Here is a 17,555-nt window from a genome sequence, read left to right as displayed (position 1 = left end):
CCAAAAAAGCTGTGATGCACGCGCAGCGTGCGTCACAGCTTTTTTGGCTTTATATTTACTTTATATTTAATTGTTTCTAGCTACTTACAGCGCTTTGCGCTCAAACCCAAATCAAATCCAAACCAAGGAAATTCTTGAAAGTGTTGCGAAGCAATGCTTTCAGGAATTTCCTTGTGGTTCCTTTGATCGATAATTGCTGTACATAGATTTAGCCAGTTATGTTAGATGTCCCAATAAACTTTGTAGTAGCAATATAGCAGTAGCAATATATATGATGTAGAGACTGTAACTAAGCTAAGTATTTGATTAGTTAGCTGCTCATTACATTACCAAACTATCTACTTGCGAGTTGGAAATCTATTCGTGGAAAGATTTAATATCCGCACTGTTATTGAAGGATATACTCAAGGCTATTTTTTGATGTCAGAGGGTGATGGTCAACCGATTGAGTGGTACTACACCAACAGTCGTACCCTGATCCCCCTTGATCAGCGCTTTCGTTATCCTAAGTCTTTGCAACGTGTGCTTAACCAAAATCGGTTTGAGGTGAGGATCGATACAGCCTTTGAGCAGGTGGTTGATGGCTGTGCCGATCGCGAAACTACTTGGATCTCAACGGAATTACGATCGCTTTATAGCCGTTTGCATCAGGCGGGCTGGGCGCATAGTTTTGAGACATGGCAGGGCGATCGCTTGGCGGGAGGCATTTTGGGCATCGCAATTCGAGGGGTATTTATTGGCGAATCGATGTTTTTTAAGATTCCTGATGGCTCCAAAGTGGCAATGGTAAAATTGGTAGAGCATCTAAGATCGCAAGGGTATGGTTTATTTGATGCCCAGTTGATGAATCCCCACCTCGAACGCTTTGGAGCCTTTGAGACTAACGACGAAACTTATCAAAAATTACTACAGGCAGCTTTGCAAAGGGATTGTAGCTTTAGGGTTTGAAATAAGATATTAAGTATAGCTAAAGTCTACAAGCCCTGCCGCCCGCTGTGCAGGCAGTGGAGGCTTTAGGTAATTTACTGAAACTAAACAGCTAAGGTTAGCGCAAAGCAATGCCAATCCTTACCTGCTGGACAATACCTGAAATGGGAGGTGAAAAAAGTTTGTGCCAGAACTACATCAAGTTGGGGAGATCGTTCGATCGCGTTATTGCATTACGGACATCCTAGGGCAGGGTGGCATGGGCATTACTTATGCGGCGATCGACGAGCAAACAGGTGATCGCGTAGCCATCAAAGCCCTATCATTTCGACGGATCAATGACTGGAAAGTGTTGGAACTATTTGAACGGGAAGCGAGAGTACTCGCTCAACTCGATCATCCTGCCATTCCCTGCTATTTGGACTATTTTCAGGTTGATAGCGAGCTAGATCGCGATTTTTATATCGTGCAGCAATTGGTGGAGGGTCGATCCTTAGCACAGGCGATCGCCGAGGGATGGCATGGGAGTGAGGAGGATATTCTACAAATTACCAAGCAAATTTTGGAGGTATTGATCTACCTCCACGAACTCAAACCGCCAGTTATTCATCGGGATATCAAGCCGCAAAACATTATCCTTCAGGCTAACCGTAAGATTGCACTAGTGGATTTTGGCGCAGTGCAAGATACCTATCGCAGCACACAACTGGCGGGCAGTACTGTCGTCGGCACCTATGGCTATATGCCGCCCGAGCAGTTTCGGGGCAAAGCCGTTCCCGCTACCGATCTATACGCTCTCGGCGCAACGGTTTTATTTTTATTGACAGGGCGATCGCCTGCCGATTTACCTGAAATTAGATTCAAAATTAATTTCCGTGATGCCGTAAATATTTCCCCTCTCTTTGCCGACTGGCTCGACCGAGCAATCGAACCTGCGATCGAAGATCGCTTTAGTAGCGCAAGACAAGCTCTTAAGTTTTTAACTAATGAAACTAATGATATGTCGTCATCCCTAGCTTCGTCCCTCTAAAATCGGATTAAGGCTATTGAGACGAAGCAATTACTCCATCATGATCGCGCCGATCGGGGCTATCAATATCCCAAACCCCTCGGCAGTCGCATTAATTTTAAGAAGACCGATAGCCTGTTAGAGATTGATATTCCTCCTGCGGGTTGGCATGGAGAGGGGATCAGCATCTTAATATTTGCAATTTTTTGGAATGGATTTCTTCTTTTCTGGACATCCATGGCGATTAGGGCAGGATTGTTTGCCCTATTCTCCATTCCATTTTGGATCATTGGTCTTGGCATGGCCTATGCAGGCTTATCGGTTTTGTTTGGTAAGGTGCGATTAGTCATTGGCGATCGCAATTTTAGGATTGATTGGGACATGCTAGGGATCAAGCGTCACGTCCAAGGTAAAACCCAAGATCTGCGACAGATCGAGCTAAAAAGTTCCTATGAAGTAAACAACCAACCAGTAATGGAGTTACGCATCAATCAAGGTATCTATACGCATAAATTTGGGTCAGGGCTGAGTCGTCCAGAGAAAGAGTGGTTGCTACAGGAAATCAATAGTTTTTTAGACACATGGCGATCGCGACATTAACTCCACATAAAAACATAGAGAGATGCGGCGCTTAGCGCCGCATCTCTCTATGTTTCATGAGGAACTATACTGACGGTAGCCCCACCTTGCAAAGAATATGTCAGATATATGTCAGATCCCTCCAGCCGCCCACTAACAACTCGCGATCGCTACAATATTTTCGTCGATCGCATCATTATCAATATCGAAAATGGCAAACTACTATCCAAAGAACATGTCTATCGCATTCTCAGTGAGAGTTTAGAGGCGGGAACTGGAGAAATATTTGAACGGGCTTTAGAAGAACATGCCAATCTATTACAGGCAAATTTTGACGCTCAAAGCGATGAAGTAAAACAGGCAAAAGCAAAACAAAAGCTGCGTGCCATGAAGATTCTCCAAGATGCATGGGAACAGTGGCAAAAAAACTATCAAATTCAGGATGCCTGTGCGAGAGGAATAGACAATATTCTCAAGGTCGAGCCACAGGAGCGTCTTGCCGCTTTAATCCAAGTTCTCGATCCTAACCAGACACCTGTTTTTGAACGCCCACATATTCAATATCTAGCGCAATTGTTGCAAAAAAAAGCGGAAACCCTATCCGATGATGCGGAAGCATTTGCCCTGCGGCAATTTGCGATCGGGCTCAATCGAGGATTAGAATCCTTTGACCGTTTGGAGGGATACCTTGTTAGTTGGTTATACGAGTCGCAAAGACAAGTGGGATTTGAACGGACTAAGGCGATTGGTCCATGGCATAGTTGGGCGCTACAAGCTGCTAGTCCTCTGCCTCGAGATCTCTTTTCGGGACAGGCGAGTAATCAATCAGCCGCTGAGATCGCCAAGGCTCAACGGAGCCTCGATCTCAGTGCATGGGTCGAATTATCAATTTTGCTTCAGTATTTGCAAAATGGGTTGGTGCATTGGTTTGATCGACAGCCCTACGATGCTCAAGCAGGGCTGCATATGACAGGGATTACTTTTATTTCCTTTGCGATGATCTGGGGTGAGCTTAGTAGTGGTTTTCAAAATTCTGCCCTAGCGGAGAGCGATCGCCAATCGTTAGCTAAAATCTGCTTTCGCATGAGCTTACAAACCCTCCGAACCTTTGCCCAAAGGGAAAACTTCCCACTCTATGGGGGTGTATTTGCTTCCTTTGCTGGGGAGAACTTTCGCGAAACCATTAGCTATCTCGATCAGCCCTTAAAAGAAGCCCAAAATACCGAGGAAAAGGCAAGAATTCTCACAGTTTTAGGCTATTCACAAATTTGGATGGGGCATCATCAGCAGGCGATCGCCCTTCACCAAGAAGCATTAACCCTAGCCCGTCAAGTTGATGATCGCCGCTGTGAAATTGCGAATCTGAATCATCTCAGTCGGATTAGCTTGATCCAAAAAGATTTTCATACCAGTGAAGCCCAAGCGCAGCGGGCGGTAATTTTGGCGAGGCAAAATGGCGATCGGCAAGGAGAAGCTAATGCTCTAGCTAATTTGGGCTATAGCGAAGTCATGATCGCAAGGCAACAGGAGGTAATTACATCCGCTGATCTAGAAACACCGATCGCCCATTTAGAAAGAGGACAACAGTTATCGGAGAAGTTGAACGATCTCCAAAATCAGTCGCTTTGCTGGGTCGGTCTGGGTAGTGCCTATGTGGCGATCGAGCAACCCAGCCAAGCACAGATCGCCTTAGAGAAGAGTTTAACCCTAACGCAAAGGATCGGCGATCGCGATTTACAAGCCCTAAGCCATGCCTATCTCGGTGAAACCTACTATCAACTCCATCAATTAGAATCGGCAACCTATCACGCCTGTTTGGGAATGTATTTACTGGAGCAACGCCATAGTAAAGCATGGCAACAATCGGCGGCTTTGGTGATAATTTTGCAGGGCAAGCTGGGGGAAGCTATTTTCACTAATATATTGCAGCAGCAGCGATCGCATCTAATTAGTCAAATCGGCGTTGATGGGTTCGATTATTTGCCTAATTTAATCGAGCGCTATCGAAAGAGAGAATAAAGTTCATAAATTCCTGTGGGAATGCTATGCCCCTACAATTCTATAAATCCTATGCGCTCTGTGCTTTCAGCGATCGCTTGTCCCTGCGTTGTGAGGTTTTGGGCAAAACATTCCCAAATTTAGGCGATCGCTAATTTTATATTTCATTGAAAATGATTTAGGGGAAAACGATCGCCTAGACAACTTATTTCGGCTCTAGAGTAATCGCTATACTGGTGAATGATATATTTGACCAGCACTGCTTGATATCGTGTTCCTATGGGCTATGAGCCACTACATCATAAATATCGTCCCCAAATCTTTGCTGATTTAGTTGGTCAAGAAGCGATCGCCCATACCCTATCAAACGCGCTAAATACAGGTCGGATTGCCCCTGCCTACCTATTTACTGGCGCAAGAGGTACGGGTAAAACATCAAGTGCGCGGATCATGGCAAAGTCGCTCAACTGCCTAAGCTCAGACAGCCCCACCCCTCACCCCTGCGGCAAGTGTGAGCTATGCCACAGCATCGCCAATGGTAACGCCCTAGATATTACTGAAATCGACGCAGCAAGTAACACAGGCGTTGATAATATCCGCGAACTCATCGAACGCGCCCAATTTGCCCCCGTAAAAGCTCGTTTTAAGGTTTATATTATTGACGAATGCCATATGCTCAGCACGGCGGCATTTAATGCTTTGCTGAAAACCCTAGAAGAACCCCCCGATCGCGTTACTTTTATTCTAGCTACCACTGACCCGCAGCGCGTATTACCCACGATTATTTCCCGTTGTCAGCGTTTTGACTTTCGGCGGATTCCTCTTGATGCGATGGTCAAGCATTTAGGGAAAATTGCGGCAAATGAGAACATTAATATCCATATCGAAGCTTTAACATTGGTAGCCCAAATCGCACAGGGAGGACTGCGCGATGCCGAATCTCTCCTCGATCAACTGAGCTTATTGGATGGAGAGATTACCGTTGAGGCAGTTTGGGATTTAGTTGGTTCCGTTCCTGAACAGGATTTACTATCGCTAGTTGAAGCGATCGCCGCCGATCATTCCACGCAATTAATAGATTATGTACGGCGAATCATGGATCGAGGGCGCGAACCTTTGATCGTGCTGCAAAATTTGGCGAATGTGTATCGAGATTTATTGATCGCCAAAACCGCAAGCGATCGCAGTGATCTTGTTGCCATGACCAGTTCTGGTTGGGAAAGATTGATTCAACTAGCTCAAGGTTTAGCAATTCCCAATATTTTGCTAGGTCAGCAACATTTGCGATCGGCAGAGTTACAAATTCGTAACTCCACTCAGCCCCGTCTCTGGTTGGAAGTGACCCTCATGGGTTTATTGCCATCAGCACAAGGTGCGATCGCACAGGTTCCACCATCAAATCCATCTGCAAAGTCATTCATTCCACCTCGAAATATATCTCCCAATCCCTCAATTACCCAGCAATTACCAAAGACAGCTCCTGTGGAGCAAGTTCCATCACCAGTGGTTCCCCAAACATCGGTTCCCCAAACATCAGTTCCTCAAACATCGGTTCCCCAAATAATATCCGAACCAGTTTCTCCTTCTATTTCTCCTCTTCCTCAAGTCGAAACACCGATTGCATCTGGACATGACGATTTTGAAGATATTGCCTCCGTTGGTTACGATCTCGATGGTCTATGGCAGAGTGTTTTGTCGATGCTACCAACTCCAACCAAATATGTTTTTATCCAAAAGCAAGCGCATTTTCTTTCTATCGACAGTAGTACGATCAAGGTAGGGCTGGGTAGCAATCGCGATGAAACCACTAAAAGTATCGTGGTTCAGAAACGGGGTGAATTGGAGGATGCTTGCTCTAAACTGCTCCAGCGTCCAATTAAAGTAATGTTTAAGTTTATTACGCCATCCCCCAATGAGTCATCGACGCAAATAACAGAAGCACCTGCTCCCCCTCGTCCTGCGATCGCCCTGCCATCCGTCCCCTTTCCCAATCCAATTGCCCCCCCAAGTAATACTCCGCCAGCCCATCCAGCCCATCCGCCTAATCCACCCAATCCAATTGCGCAGAATACTGCCCCTGTCCCATCAGCAAATGTTATCTCCAATCCAGCCAGCCCCCCGCCACCTCAGATTAAAGTCCAAGGGCAAATGTCGGAAGATGATAGGGTAATTAAGAATTTAGCTGACCTTTTTAACGGTCAGATTGTCGAACTCGATGAAGATACTGGCGAAAAATAGATGGCTAAGCCTAGGAGAGGATACCGCCCGCTACGCGGGCGGTATCCTCTCCTAGGCTTAGCTACTTAGAGCTATCTCTAGTCATACCAAGTTAAGAAATGGCGTAGCCATTTCTTAACTTGGTATCAAACCTTTGGGGAGATAACAGGGGGATGATGTCATCAGCTTTACCTTGGGCATGAGCCGCAAACCGCTGAGATAGGGCTGGCACATATACTGTGGGGCTAGTAAATCCTGAGAACAAATGCAGGTTGTCGTATTCCTTCACAGAACCAACTAGGGGCAAATTATCGCTACTAAAAGCAACCAGACAATTGCGCCATTTGCCTTTAAGCTCGGCAAGTTGGGGTAATACCTTAGCGATTTCAGCCCGAATGGCAGCCTCACTCTGCGCCGCATCGATCGCGGCATGGGGGTCGGTTAGCACCCGACTGAGTTGCCCAAACCTGATACTGCGATCGTTATATTGCACCGCACCAGCATCGATCGAAGGCGGCAAAAGTTCTCGCCCAAACACATCCCAAATAGCATCGCTATCCGCGTCAGCAGTCGATCCTTCTAGCACATTACGTTTATTATCGGCAGGCATGACCATCGCCCGCAGTTCCAGATCAACTGGCTCCGTATCGATCGCCTCGGCATGGGTGTAATAAATCCTTGAATTCACCCCTGAAGCTTTGAGTAAAATTCGCGACATAGCCCCCGCACATACCGCCACATGGGCGCTGCGAAATTCTCCCTGTTCCGTACTTACTCCCGATAGGCGATCACCATCCGTTAGCAAATGCTTAACCTTGGCATAGACTGTTTCACCGCCTAATTTCTGGAAAGCTTGACTGTGAGCTTTCACAAAACTAGGCAAATTGATATGAGCATGGGGAAATAATAAAGCGCCCCCAATTCCCTGCTTATTTAATTGCGGCTCCCGCTCGACGGACTCTTGCGGATTGAGGAAAGTAGGCGCGATCGCACAGTCCTTGTACTGCGAGAGAATTACTTGCCGATCGTCTTCGGGAGTAAGGGTCAGCAACAAATCAATTTCCCGAAACTCGGTATCCATGCCTAATTCATGGGACAAATTGCGTTGTCTGGCGATTCCTTCTTGACAAAGCTGCTGGGTAACGGTGGTAGTACCAGACCAATAGGAGATGCCTCCATAGCCGAGACTACTGCCACCCTGTAGCTGTTGATGTTGCTCGATTAGCAATACGGAAAACCCTGATTTCTGTAGTTCATAGCTTAGGGATATTCCTGTGATACCGCCACCAATGACAATCCAATCATGCATTGCTTTATATCTCTTGAAGTCCGACCTCTTCTAATATATTCTCCCCAGCACCTTGATGTTGGGTTTTTACCCATTTTAAGCGTTTGGGAATAACACACATTCTGAGAGTCACGCTCGCAATTACGGGAATCCAATGCAACATGTAAATCATCCCTGGCACGGTCTTCCAAATCGCATCTTTCCATGCCATTTGGTAGGAGCGGCGCAGCCCAAATGCCATAGTCACCGAGCTAAGGGCAAGGGAGAAGCCCGCGATCGCTGGCAACATTGGATTTTGCTTTAATACAAAGGCGGCGATCGTATCAGGGATAAAGGCGATCGTCAGTAGGTATTGATTGATGAAAAAGAGAGAAGCATCGAAGGTTTTCAGAAATCCCATCCGACCGCTCAACATCAGATGTCCATAGTCGAGATAGCGCTGAAAGCCTCCCTCTGCCCAGCGATTACGCTGATGCCACAGTTGCTTGAGCGTTAAGACTCCCTCTTCTCGTACCGAGGGAAAATTCAAACAAGCAATATCCCATTGGCAGAGGTGCAGGCGAATCGTGAGATCGAGATCGTCGGTAATTGTTTGCTCGTTCCATCCACCGCAATCATCTAGAGCAGTTCGGCGGACAAATTGACCGTTACCGCGCAATTCTCCTGTGCCACCAACCCGAATCCGCAAATCCTGCAAACACCAATCTAGAGCCATTTCGGCGGATTGTCCTGCCGTCCACCAATTTTCGTCAGCATTGGCGATCGCCTTGCGTAACTGTACCGCCCCCACCCGAGTAGATTGAAATACTGGTATGAGCGATCGTAAAACATTGGCAGGCACTTGCGCATCCGCATCAAATACGCCAATAATATCGCCCTTGGTCAAGGCTAAAACTTGGTTTAAAGCCCCAGACTTACCACCCTGAGCTCCCTCGCCCCGTCGCAAGGTTTTCAGTTGGGGGTATTTCTGTTGCAATACAGCTAATACTTCTGAGGTGCGATCGCTACTATTGTCATCAACGATCCACACCTCAAGGCGATCACTGGGATAGTCTAGATGACATAAATTTTTAACTAAATTACCAATCACGGCTTCTTCATTTTTTGCCGAAGCAAGCAGCGAGAAAAATGGCAAATCCGTTGAGGGATTTTGAGGATTATGATCCGAGCCATGATCCGAATCATGCTCCGAGACATGAGTTAAATCAGTCGCTTGGGAAGTCACCGAGGCGATCGCTGGTAATGGTGGCGCAAATATTAACCTTAAAGCCTGAATACTAAATAACCCTAATAGCAACCAACGGCTCCAAGGCGCAAAATGCAAGCCAATTGTTAATCCATAGACAATTACCAGAGCAATGATCATTTTAAGTCTGCGGGGATCGCCCTCTAACTGAAGGCTGCTACGAAATTCCGTCTCGTGCATTGGGGATTTTAATATATTGCGAAATGTTTAGCTTGCATCAGGATACCGCTTTTTATTGGTCGTTTTTAGTAATTCTCACACCCAAAAGTTAGAATCACCGCCCAAGTCTAATACCAATTCACTGAAGTGAGCCAACACTTCAGTGAATTAAAAAACAAACCCAGTAAGGTTTTGAGATTCCCAAAATGGCGTTGCCATTTTGGGAATTGGTATAAGTTGAAATTTTGTAACTTAAGCTACCAATACCCCCTAGAAATCGAGAACAGACAATCCTTTGCGCCAAACCGCTCATCCAAAAATCTAATATAGTAAAAGTTAATTCCAACTTAAACCTGATAACTAAATGTTCGGTCTTCTAAAACGCAAATTTCGCAAAAAAATCGCACGTATTGAAATCACAGGGGCGATCGGCTCTAGCACAAGGAATCGCGTTCTTGAAGCCCTTGAATTTGTGGAAGAACAAAAATTTCCTGCCCTATTGCTGCGTATTGACAGTCCTGGAGGGACTGTGGGCGACTCTCAAGAAATCTATGCTGCACTCAAACGTTTGCGGGAAAAAGTCAAGGTAGTAGCCAGTTTTGGCAATATCTCCGCTAGTGGTGGTGTATATATTGGTGTGGGAGCCGATTACATTGTTTCTAACGCTGGCACGATTACGGGCAGCATCGGCGTAATTTTGCGCGGTAACAATATTGAGAAATTACTCGACAAAATTGGCGTTTCCTTTAAAGTCATCAAATCAGGGGCTTATAAAGATATTTTGTCTTTCGATCGCGAAATTACCCCTGAAGAAAAAGTAATCTTGCAATCCTTAATTGACAGCAGCTACAACCAATTTGTGGAAACCGTCGCCGAAGGTCGTAAACTTAGCCCCGCAACCGTGCGCTCCTTTGCCGATGGTCGCGTATTTACTGGGGAGCAAGCAGTTGCCCTAGGTCTAGTTGATCGCATCGGTACGGAAGAAGACGCAAGACGCTATGCAGCCGAACTGGTAGGACTAGATCCTAAAACCACCAAGGTCTTTACGATCAAGCCCCCGAAGTCCTTTGCTAGCAAATTTTTGCCTAATGGCTCCGAAAATGCGATCGCTCGTTTACAGTTCGAGACAGAAACCAGTGGAATGCCGCTCTGGATGTGGCAGTAGCCAGAACTGCTTAGGACAAATCAAACCCTAAAAGATGAGTGGCGGCGCTTTGCGCCGCCACTCATCTTTTGGGGTTTATGCCCCTACAAATTTTCTACAAATTTAAGGATGTTAAAACCAAACCGCCAAAAATTAATCCCATCCCCACAATATACCAAGCCGTAATTTTGTCACCTAAAAATATTGTAGAGAAAAGGGTAACCAAAATAAATGTCAAAAACGTAAATGGATAAGCCTTAGAAAGGGGAATGAAGCGCAGGGCAAAGACCCACAAGACAGTGCCGATGCCATATAAAAATAGCCCCATGATTAAGGCAGGATTTATCCAAGTAAAAATATTTTCTACATTGATTAAGACTGCACCTTTTTTAAATAAAATATGTCCTCCAGTTGTCACTAGAGAAATCGCTAAAAGTAACAGTAAATTTCGATCAAACATTATTTTGATATTACCCAAGGCTAAAAAACATGGCTTACATTAACTAATGTAAGGGCAATACATAAATTATGCCTAAGTAGCTGGGCGCAATTAAATATAACAACCTAAAACCTATAGCCCACGCGCAGCGTGGGCTATAGGTTTTAGGTCTGGTTTTTACTTATGCTTAACTAAGTAGCTAGGTATAAGTAAACTTAAAACCTAGAAGAGCATACCGCCCGCATAGCGGGCGGTATGCTCTTCTAGGTTTTGGTTTTTAATTCTGCCTAGCTACTTACTTATACAGCCTCAGTACCATGATAAAAATGGGGTGTAACGGAGGTTAATTTTGCTTGTCTCTGAGCGATCGCTTCAGCATGGACTGACATGGGAACGATCGCATAGTGTTTGGCTAGAATCTGCAAAACCTTACCCACCATAGCAACTTTTTTGTAGCTGGGTTGGTTCATCGCAGGAAAAAAAGCTAACTCAGGCACATCTTCACCGCCCATAAAATCTAAAGGATGCAACAAAAGCGATGGCTGCACTCGCATCAACCGACAAAGGGCGATCGCCAATCGAAAATACCATAAAGCCAAGGTTTGCGAAAATACACCCAGATAAAGCAGATAACTTACGTGAATGGGAATTTTAAAAATTGGCATGGTGGTCACGGGAATTTCGATTAAATTGCCCATTAAACGCCATTGATAGGGCTGAAGCGGACGAAATCCTTCTTGGAACTTACCAAATAACCCTTTACGTTTTTCCATTTCCTCTTTACTTAGCTTGCTTGTCATAAAGTAGTAAGCCCGCGCTAAAGGTCCTAGAAATGTCGGGAATGTAGAGGCATCGTACTGATAGCCGCGTCTGGCTAACACCCGCAAAACCGTAGAGGAAAGACTAAACCCAGGACCACGAAATCCAATGGGGCGCTTGCCTGTTGCTTTTTCAATATGATCTTCAGCGATCGCCAGTTCTCTTTCGACCTCATCTTCAGAATAAAGATGGAGCCAAGGTTCATGGTTAAAGGAATGATTGCCAATTTCATGCCCTGCGTCAGTCAAGGATCTGAGGGCTGCATGATTTTTTCCCAAGGCTGCATCTTGTCCAACGATAAAAAAAGTAATTCTAATATTTCGCTCCTCTAGAAATTCCAATACTCTTGGAATCACAATATTTAAATAGGATGGAAAAGATTGCCATCCATCATCCCCATGGGTCTTCATATAAGACCATTGATTATCAAGATCTAGGGAAAGGCTGGCAATAGGCTTCTTCTTTAACATGTTCTATTCCTCACAACATCAATTATAAACATTAATTATTCTTCAAGATATTCAATTTTGTTCATCTCATCAACTCGCAAATAGTTATAAAGATTACCCTTCTCAAGGGGAGTAAAATTAGTAGGTAATTGCTTTAATGGCAAAGTACGATCGCCAACGGTTAAAGGGATTGTTTGGCGAACGAGTTTACCGTTTTGGGATGCGAGAACGATGACATTAGAACTTGGAAATTGATAATTTTCATCTGAAACAAAATCAGGAAATCCAACCCGATTTACTTGCCTTTGTAAATCCCTACTATTTAGGTCAAAGAGATTATTTTGGGATAGGGCATAGTCGTACCACTTCAAAGGTACGAGATGTAGATTGGGTGGATTTTTCCAATCCTTAGGAAATTTGTATATTTGATCCAATATCAAAGATACATACCAAGCATTGGCTGTGATTTGCTGGGGAGACTTAAATCGAGGGTCCTCAACGAGGATTTTAGTTCCATCTTCCAGATCTGGTGCTAATCTCATTACATCTGTCCAAAAAGACTGCTGGTATTGCCAACTTATTTTGTAGTCATGCTGGACAACTAACCCAAAGCCTATTAGTAAAGTAAAGAATAGAGATAGCCCAAAGGATGTTATTAATCTCTTCTTATAGGCATCCATTAAGTATAGTAGAATCGAGAAAACACAAGCTGATATAATGGATATACCAATACTAGCTGGGAGATGTATGCGCGTGTCGCGTCCAGAGAGAGTAAAAGGCGACATAGTTAATGATAACGGATAGGATAGGATAACCATCACGATTCCTATCACCATCAACTTTAATAAATGTCGGCAGAATGCTGGCAGTTCTAACTCTATATTTAAGTACTTACTTTCGATAATAGTTTTTACACTAATATCATCTGCTGCACAATATATTTTGAGATTTGATAGGATTAAAAACAAACTCATCAGTGATATCGGCAAATACTTCACATAGACATCTTTAGCGAATTCCCAAGGGATATGTTGAACGGTATAACTGCGAAAATCCCACATCAATAAAGTATCAAAAGCCCTGAGAATAAACATTCCCATGCTCACCAATGAGCCGTAAATCATCAGTCGTAACGATACTCGAAAGGCAGGTGCAATCCCAATATCCATTACTCCGACAGTTTTGATTAATAGCTTGCGCAGGAGAACTACTAAAACGATCATTCCAAATGAAATCAATACATGCTTAAATAGCTCTCTTAACTGTCTAGAATTCCATTTTTTATTTAGTAAAGGAGCGGTTAAAAAGATAAAAAAGAAGGTTTCATAACTAAGCAAACAGCAAAAAATACAAAGATACGATAATATTTTTTTTCGTCCCAGATAGCTATGAAATGCTAATAACAAAAATGTCATTGATATCTGTACACCAAATGCTGCTGCTAGCCAAGTCTGGGTAGTATTAACGGGAAATAAGCAAAACGATAAAGAACCAATAATCGCAAAAGATTGTCTATCAAATAGTCTTTTTAAAAACAGGTAAAACAAAAAACAGTTAATAGTAAATAAGGTATAAGCAACAAAATAAATGCCTGTTAATCCACCTAGTTTATTGCCTAGAAATGAAAACGCAATGATTGAGGTGTAGTGGAGAGGTCTGCCATTGGTTAAAACTTCACTTTTTAGGGCTAACCAGAGTTCGGAAAAATTCATTTCCATGACTCTATTGATACGAAAGTAGTCATCTTCGTAGAAACCAAAACTACTAGAGAAGCAAAAATGAGCAACCCATGCCGTAATTGCAAGTAAGGCAAACACAGCTATCGGTTCTTGACTTCTTTTCGTATGTAACTTGATAGTTTTTAAGTCGATCACATTTTTGCCTTTATTCATACCTTGATTACCGACTTGATTACATTACGTTTTTTGTCCCTGTCTTCAGCGGGGACAAAAAATCTCTGTACCTCGCTTGCTTGAAAAGAGCTATAAAATACCTAATTTCTAATCATAAAAGAGCGAGTATCAAACCATAACTCTCATGCTTCGTTCTGCAAGCTGAATCGTTTCATTGACATTAAGCGTACCATTCAGAATATGGGCTGTGTTAAGTACAAATACATTAGGAATTGAAGTGACGATCGCGGGTAGCTTTTCTGAATAGTTTAATGTAGCGATCGCTAATACATGCCTTACTCTAGAGACTTGAAAACAAAGTACATCGCTACGCTGAAATTTTGGATACATATGTACTAGGGTTTGAATAAATTTTTCCTCTAGTTCATGATCGCTTAATTCAAAAGCAGGATCGTCTGGAACAACATACTTGGGTAAATAAACTAAGGCATTACCTCCAAATTGTGAGCGACTCACCATTGCTGACATTTCTATTACGCCCGTAAAAGGAACCCATGTGTCGGTAATATTAGTTACATAAAATTGGGAAAGGGAGTTTTTTAAAAGTACGGATGCACAGATAATACCCTGATATTCAATATCTTGCAGTCGTCTAATTTCATCGTTTGCCAATCCATGACATATCTTTGCGGCAATCGGTGCTGGCACTGTCACAATAACGCGATCGAATTCGGCGTAGGAGCCATCAGCAAACTCTACATTAACAATATGGCTGTTCGAGGTTTCCAAGGATTCGATTTTTTCGACTCGATGCCCTAATTTGATACTTACATTCAAATCGAGCAATACTTCGGTGAATCGCTCTAGAATGCGATCATATCCTCCTGCGAGATAGCCAAACATCTCTTTTTTTAAACCAGTGCGCCTAGCCGCATATAGCCGCGCAATAATTGCCCAGATAAAGGAAGCTGAGGCTTTGCGATAGTTTTCGCCCAGCTTTGATCGCAGGAGGGGCAACCAAATTTTCTCAAAGACATGTTTGCCAGACCATCTGATTAACCAATCGCTGACAGAAATTTTTTCTAACTTTTTCCAGTCAGTAATTTTGGAGCCATAGATAATGGTGAAGGCAAAACGCAGTTTATCAATGAGATTGAGAGGGAAAAAACGTAAGAACTCGATCGCATTAGAAATCGAATAGAGTTTACCATCGTTATAAAATCCTGTTTTTGTTTCAACCCATTGCATATTTTGCTCTAAACCGAGCTCTGTCAATAGCGATCGCAAATAGGTATCGGATAGCAAGATAACGTGGTAATGGCGATCCCAGATAATATCGCCTAATCGCCAAGCATCCGCTAAACCACCTAGGCGATCGCCACTCTCAATTAAAGTTACTTGTTTACCCTGTTGGGCGAGGCGCAAAGCGAGGGTCATTCCTAAGATGCCACCCCCAACAATACCCCAATGCTCAGATTTGGATGCCATAGATCGTCAAGTTAATATTTATTTGGTAAGTAGATAAGGCTTTTAGCATAAGTAAACTCAAAACCCAGAAGATCGTACCGCCCGCTACGCGGGCGATACGATCTCTGGGTTTGGTTTTTAATGATTGAGATAACACTTTCAACAGAAATCTCAGTTAGGGTAAGTCAGTTCCATTACATCGCGATCGGCGATCGCATACTTCAAACCACAAGCAGAACAGGTGATTTCTGGCTCATACACATTCTCATCCATAGCAAATCGCCGAAGTAACTGACCGCAACGACATACGCAACCCACCGATCTAGCTGGATGCCCCATGGCTAGATGAAAGTCAGGTATGGACTTAGTGACGAGAGAACCCATCCCAATCATGGCAAAGCGCCCAATGCTCAGATCGTTGCCGACCGTGCATCCTGCCCCAATGGTCGCTCCTGCCTGTACGAGCGTTGGCAGAGTATGCTCATCGGGAGCGGAGGGGCGAAGTTGCTTCAAATTGCTAGTAGTTGCCCTTGGAAAGCGATCGTTAGTGAAGATCGTCCCTGCACTAATCATGACCCCATCTTCGATGGTGACGGCATTACAGATATAAACAAAGGCATTGATTTTAACCCGATTACCAATCTTTACTCCATAGGCAATATAGGTCTTTTCGCCCACAATACATTCTTCGCCAATCTGGGTTGAATGGCGAATATGGACGTTATCCCAAATAGAACTGCCTTCTCCAATACTGACATTGTCTTCGACAATTGCCGAAGGATGGATGCGAATTGCCATATATCTATCCTCAAGTTATCCTAAGGCAACGGCAGGAACTTCATTAGTTGGTAAAACACGAAGATTATGGTGACCAATCCGAGTCCAACTAGTCTGCATCATCGCTGCATAGGCAGATTCAATCGCTGCGACGGAGGCTAGCCCATCCTCAGCCGTAATAATCAATTGTTCCTCACCTCTAATTGCCTTGGTGAAATTCTCGATTTGGCTACGAAATGCTTGTACTTTGTTATAACCCTTACCAAATACAACCCAATCTGAACTAGAAGCTTGACGATATTTAGATTCTCGCCAACCAACTGAAATTGTACCCTGAGAACCATAGATCCGAATATAACTATCTAGCTCCTTATTAATGCTCCAAGAGAGGTCGATACTACCACGTACGCCGCTGGCACTCTTCACAAAAATCTGGACAGTATCTTCTACGGCTAAACCTTGAATGCGCTTGCCTTCGACAACTTGAATCTCATCAAGAGCGCCGAGAAAATATCTCATAATATCAACAGAGTGCGTACCATTATCGATGAGCACGCCACCACCGCTAATCTGAGGCTGTGAATTCCATCGCTTACTCATGTCCACTCGCCCAGTAAAAGCGTTCTCAAATAGCACGATCTCGCCCAGAATTCCCGAAGAGACAATTTGCTTAGCACGAATTACATCTTCGACATAGCGAAACTTAGAAGCCATAGTCAAGATAACACCCGCCTGTTTGGCGGCTTCAACCATCAGCTTCGCTTGAGCTGAATTTACACTGAGGGGCTTTTCGCAAAGAACGTGGATTTTATGCTCTAGAAGATAGCGGCTAACATCTAAATGGGTAATGGGAGGAGTACAAACGATCGCAGCATCGATCTCGATACTATTGACCAAATCTTCATGGGATGCAAAACTTTGACATCCCAAACGCTCTGCTAAAGAACTAGCTCTAGATAGATCTACGTCAGCAATGCCCACAAGCTGGGCGATATCAGTACTTTCAAAGGCTTGGATATAGGATTGAGCGATCGCTCCCGCACCGACTAGACCAAACCTCAATTTTGTTGTCATGGAAATCCTCCTAATAAATTTATAGATTAAGTTATAGATTAAGTTATAGATTAATACCAATTCCCAAAATGGCGTTGCCATTTTGGGAATCTCAAAACCTTACTGGGCTT

The 17,555-nt window shown here is 44.0% G+C and carries 14 protein-coding genes; 6 read left to right on the top strand and 8 right to left on the bottom strand.

Translation table 11 applies throughout. The features are described 5' to 3' along the window. Positions 1 to 363 precede the first annotated feature (363 nt). The 5 genes from aat (at position 364) to PSE7429_RS13720 (ending at position 6,751) form a co-directional block, all read left to right on the top strand. Positions 364 to 948: a leucyl/phenylalanyl-tRNA--protein transferase gene (gene aat, locus PSE7429_RS13735; protein WP_009627830.1), complete on the top strand. Its 585-nt coding sequence runs from the start codon at positions 364 to 366 to the stop codon at positions 946 to 948. A 163-nt stretch (positions 949 to 1,111) separates the two neighbouring features. Next, positions 1,112 to 1,957, top strand: a complete 846-nt coding sequence (locus tag PSE7429_RS27235; RefSeq protein ID WP_009627829.1) for a serine/threonine protein kinase — start codon at positions 1,112 to 1,114, stop codon at positions 1,955 to 1,957. Between the two features lie 216 nt (positions 1,958 to 2,173). After that, positions 2,174 to 2,536 carry a hypothetical protein gene (locus PSE7429_RS27230; protein WP_009627828.1) on the top strand — a complete coding sequence of 121 codons (363 nt, stop codon included), beginning with the start codon at positions 2,174 to 2,176 and terminating at the stop codon, positions 2,534 to 2,536. 108 nt (positions 2,537 to 2,644) lie between these two features. Beyond that, the gene (locus PSE7429_RS13725) at positions 2,645 to 4,534 is read left to right on the top strand and encodes a Tetratricopeptide repeat-containing protein (protein WP_009627827.1); all 1,890 of its coding nucleotides are present in this window, start codon (positions 2,645 to 2,647) and stop codon (positions 4,532 to 4,534) included. Between the two features lie 258 nt (positions 4,535 to 4,792). After that, positions 4,793 to 6,751, top strand: a complete 1,959-nt coding sequence (locus PSE7429_RS13720) for a DNA polymerase III subunit gamma/tau (protein ID WP_009627825.1) — start codon at positions 4,793 to 4,795, stop codon at positions 6,749 to 6,751. A 91-nt stretch (positions 6,752 to 6,842) separates the two neighbouring features. On the opposite strand, the gene PSE7429_RS13715 is transcribed toward PSE7429_RS13720, so the two are convergent. After that, a complete protein-coding gene (locus tag PSE7429_RS13715; RefSeq protein ID WP_009627824.1) occupies positions 6,843 to 8,039 on the bottom strand; it encodes an NAD(P)/FAD-dependent oxidoreductase in 1,197 nt (398 codons plus the stop codon). A gap of 4 nt (positions 8,040 to 8,043) precedes the next feature. Next, positions 8,044 to 9,444 carry a glycosyltransferase gene (locus PSE7429_RS13710; protein ID WP_009627823.1) on the bottom strand — a complete coding sequence of 467 codons (1,401 nt, stop codon included), beginning with the start codon at positions 9,442 to 9,444 and terminating at the stop codon, positions 8,044 to 8,046. Positions 9,445 to 9,787: 343 nt separating this feature from the next. On the opposite strand from PSE7429_RS13710, the gene sppA reads away from it, so the two are divergent. Beyond that, positions 9,788 to 10,588 (top strand): signal peptide peptidase SppA, encoded by an 801-nt coding sequence (gene sppA / locus PSE7429_RS13705; RefSeq protein ID WP_009627822.1) that lies wholly within the window; start codon positions 9,788 to 9,790, stop codon positions 10,586 to 10,588. 94 nt (positions 10,589 to 10,682) lie between these two features. Here the strand turns inward: sppA and PSE7429_RS13700 are convergent, their stop codons facing one another. The 6 genes from PSE7429_RS13700 to PSE7429_RS13675 all read right to left on the bottom strand — a co-directional run bounded on the left by PSE7429_RS13700 (position 10,683) and on the right by PSE7429_RS13675 (position 17,445). Further along, positions 10,683 to 11,027, bottom strand: coding sequence for an EamA family transporter (locus PSE7429_RS13700; protein WP_009627821.1), 345 nt, complete (start codon positions 11,025 to 11,027; stop codon positions 10,683 to 10,685). 278 nt (positions 11,028 to 11,305) lie between these two features. Further along, on the bottom strand, positions 11,306 to 12,295 hold the full coding sequence (locus tag PSE7429_RS13695) for a polysaccharide deacetylase family protein (protein ID WP_009627820.1): 990 nt from the start codon (positions 12,293 to 12,295) through the stop codon (positions 11,306 to 11,308). 35 nt (positions 12,296 to 12,330) lie between these two features. Then, positions 12,331 to 14,166 (bottom strand): hypothetical protein, encoded by a 1,836-nt coding sequence (locus PSE7429_RS13690; protein ID WP_009627819.1) that lies wholly within the window; start codon positions 14,164 to 14,166, stop codon positions 12,331 to 12,333. A gap of 129 nt (positions 14,167 to 14,295) precedes the next feature. Beyond that, a complete protein-coding gene (locus tag PSE7429_RS13685; protein ID WP_009627818.1) occupies positions 14,296 to 15,615 on the bottom strand; it encodes an NAD(P)/FAD-dependent oxidoreductase in 1,320 nt (439 codons plus the stop codon). A gap of 150 nt (positions 15,616 to 15,765) precedes the next feature. Then, the gene (locus PSE7429_RS13680; protein WP_009627817.1) at positions 15,766 to 16,392 is read right to left on the bottom strand and encodes an acyltransferase; all 627 of its coding nucleotides are present in this window, start codon (positions 16,390 to 16,392) and stop codon (positions 15,766 to 15,768) included. A gap of 15 nt (positions 16,393 to 16,407) precedes the next feature. Then, positions 16,408 to 17,445: a Gfo/Idh/MocA family protein gene (locus PSE7429_RS13675; protein ID WP_009627816.1), complete on the bottom strand. Its 1,038-nt coding sequence runs from the start codon at positions 17,443 to 17,445 to the stop codon at positions 16,408 to 16,410. Positions 17,446 to 17,555 lie beyond the last annotated feature (110 nt).

Source organism: Pseudanabaena biceps PCC 7429, assembly GCF_000332215.1.
Classification (GTDB): domain Bacteria; phylum Cyanobacteriota; class Cyanobacteriia; order Pseudanabaenales; family Pseudanabaenaceae; genus Pseudanabaena; species Pseudanabaena biceps.
The sequence above is the reverse complement of the archived record's forward strand: the minus strand, read 5'-3'. Positions and strand labels throughout refer to the sequence as shown.

Coding starts and splice junctions, on each gene's coding strand:
- PSE7429_RS13720 (WP_009627825.1), top strand. CDS start 4,793: ATGGGCTATGAGCCACTACATCATAAATATCGTCCCCAAATCTTTGCT.
- sppA (WP_009627822.1), top strand. CDS start 9,788: ATGTTCGGTCTTCTAAAACGCAAATTTCGCAAAAAAATCGCACGTATT.
- PSE7429_RS13690 (WP_009627819.1), bottom strand. CDS start 14,166: ATGAATAAAGGCAAAAATGTGATCGACTTAAAAACTATCAAGTTACAT.
- PSE7429_RS13680 (WP_009627817.1), bottom strand. CDS start 16,392: ATGGCAATTCGCATCCATCCTTCGGCAATTGTCGAAGACAATGTCAGT.
- PSE7429_RS13685 (WP_009627818.1), bottom strand. CDS start 15,615: ATGGCATCCAAATCTGAGCATTGGGGTATTGTTGGGGGTGGCATCTTA.
- PSE7429_RS27230 (WP_009627828.1), top strand. CDS start 2,174: ATGGCGATTAGGGCAGGATTGTTTGCCCTATTCTCCATTCCATTTTGG.
- PSE7429_RS13700 (WP_009627821.1), bottom strand. CDS start 11,027: ATGTTTGATCGAAATTTACTGTTACTTTTAGCGATTTCTCTAGTGACA.
- PSE7429_RS13675 (WP_009627816.1), bottom strand. CDS start 17,445: ATGACAACAAAATTGAGGTTTGGTCTAGTCGGTGCGGGAGCGATCGCT.
- PSE7429_RS13725 (WP_009627827.1), top strand. CDS start 2,645: ATGTCAGATCCCTCCAGCCGCCCACTAACAACTCGCGATCGCTACAAT.
- PSE7429_RS13715 (WP_009627824.1), bottom strand. CDS start 8,039: ATGCATGATTGGATTGTCATTGGTGGCGGTATCACAGGAATATCCCTA.
- PSE7429_RS13710 (WP_009627823.1), bottom strand. CDS start 9,444: ATGCACGAGACGGAATTTCGTAGCAGCCTTCAGTTAGAGGGCGATCCC.
- PSE7429_RS13695 (WP_009627820.1), bottom strand. CDS start 12,295: ATGTTAAAGAAGAAGCCTATTGCCAGCCTTTCCCTAGATCTTGATAAT.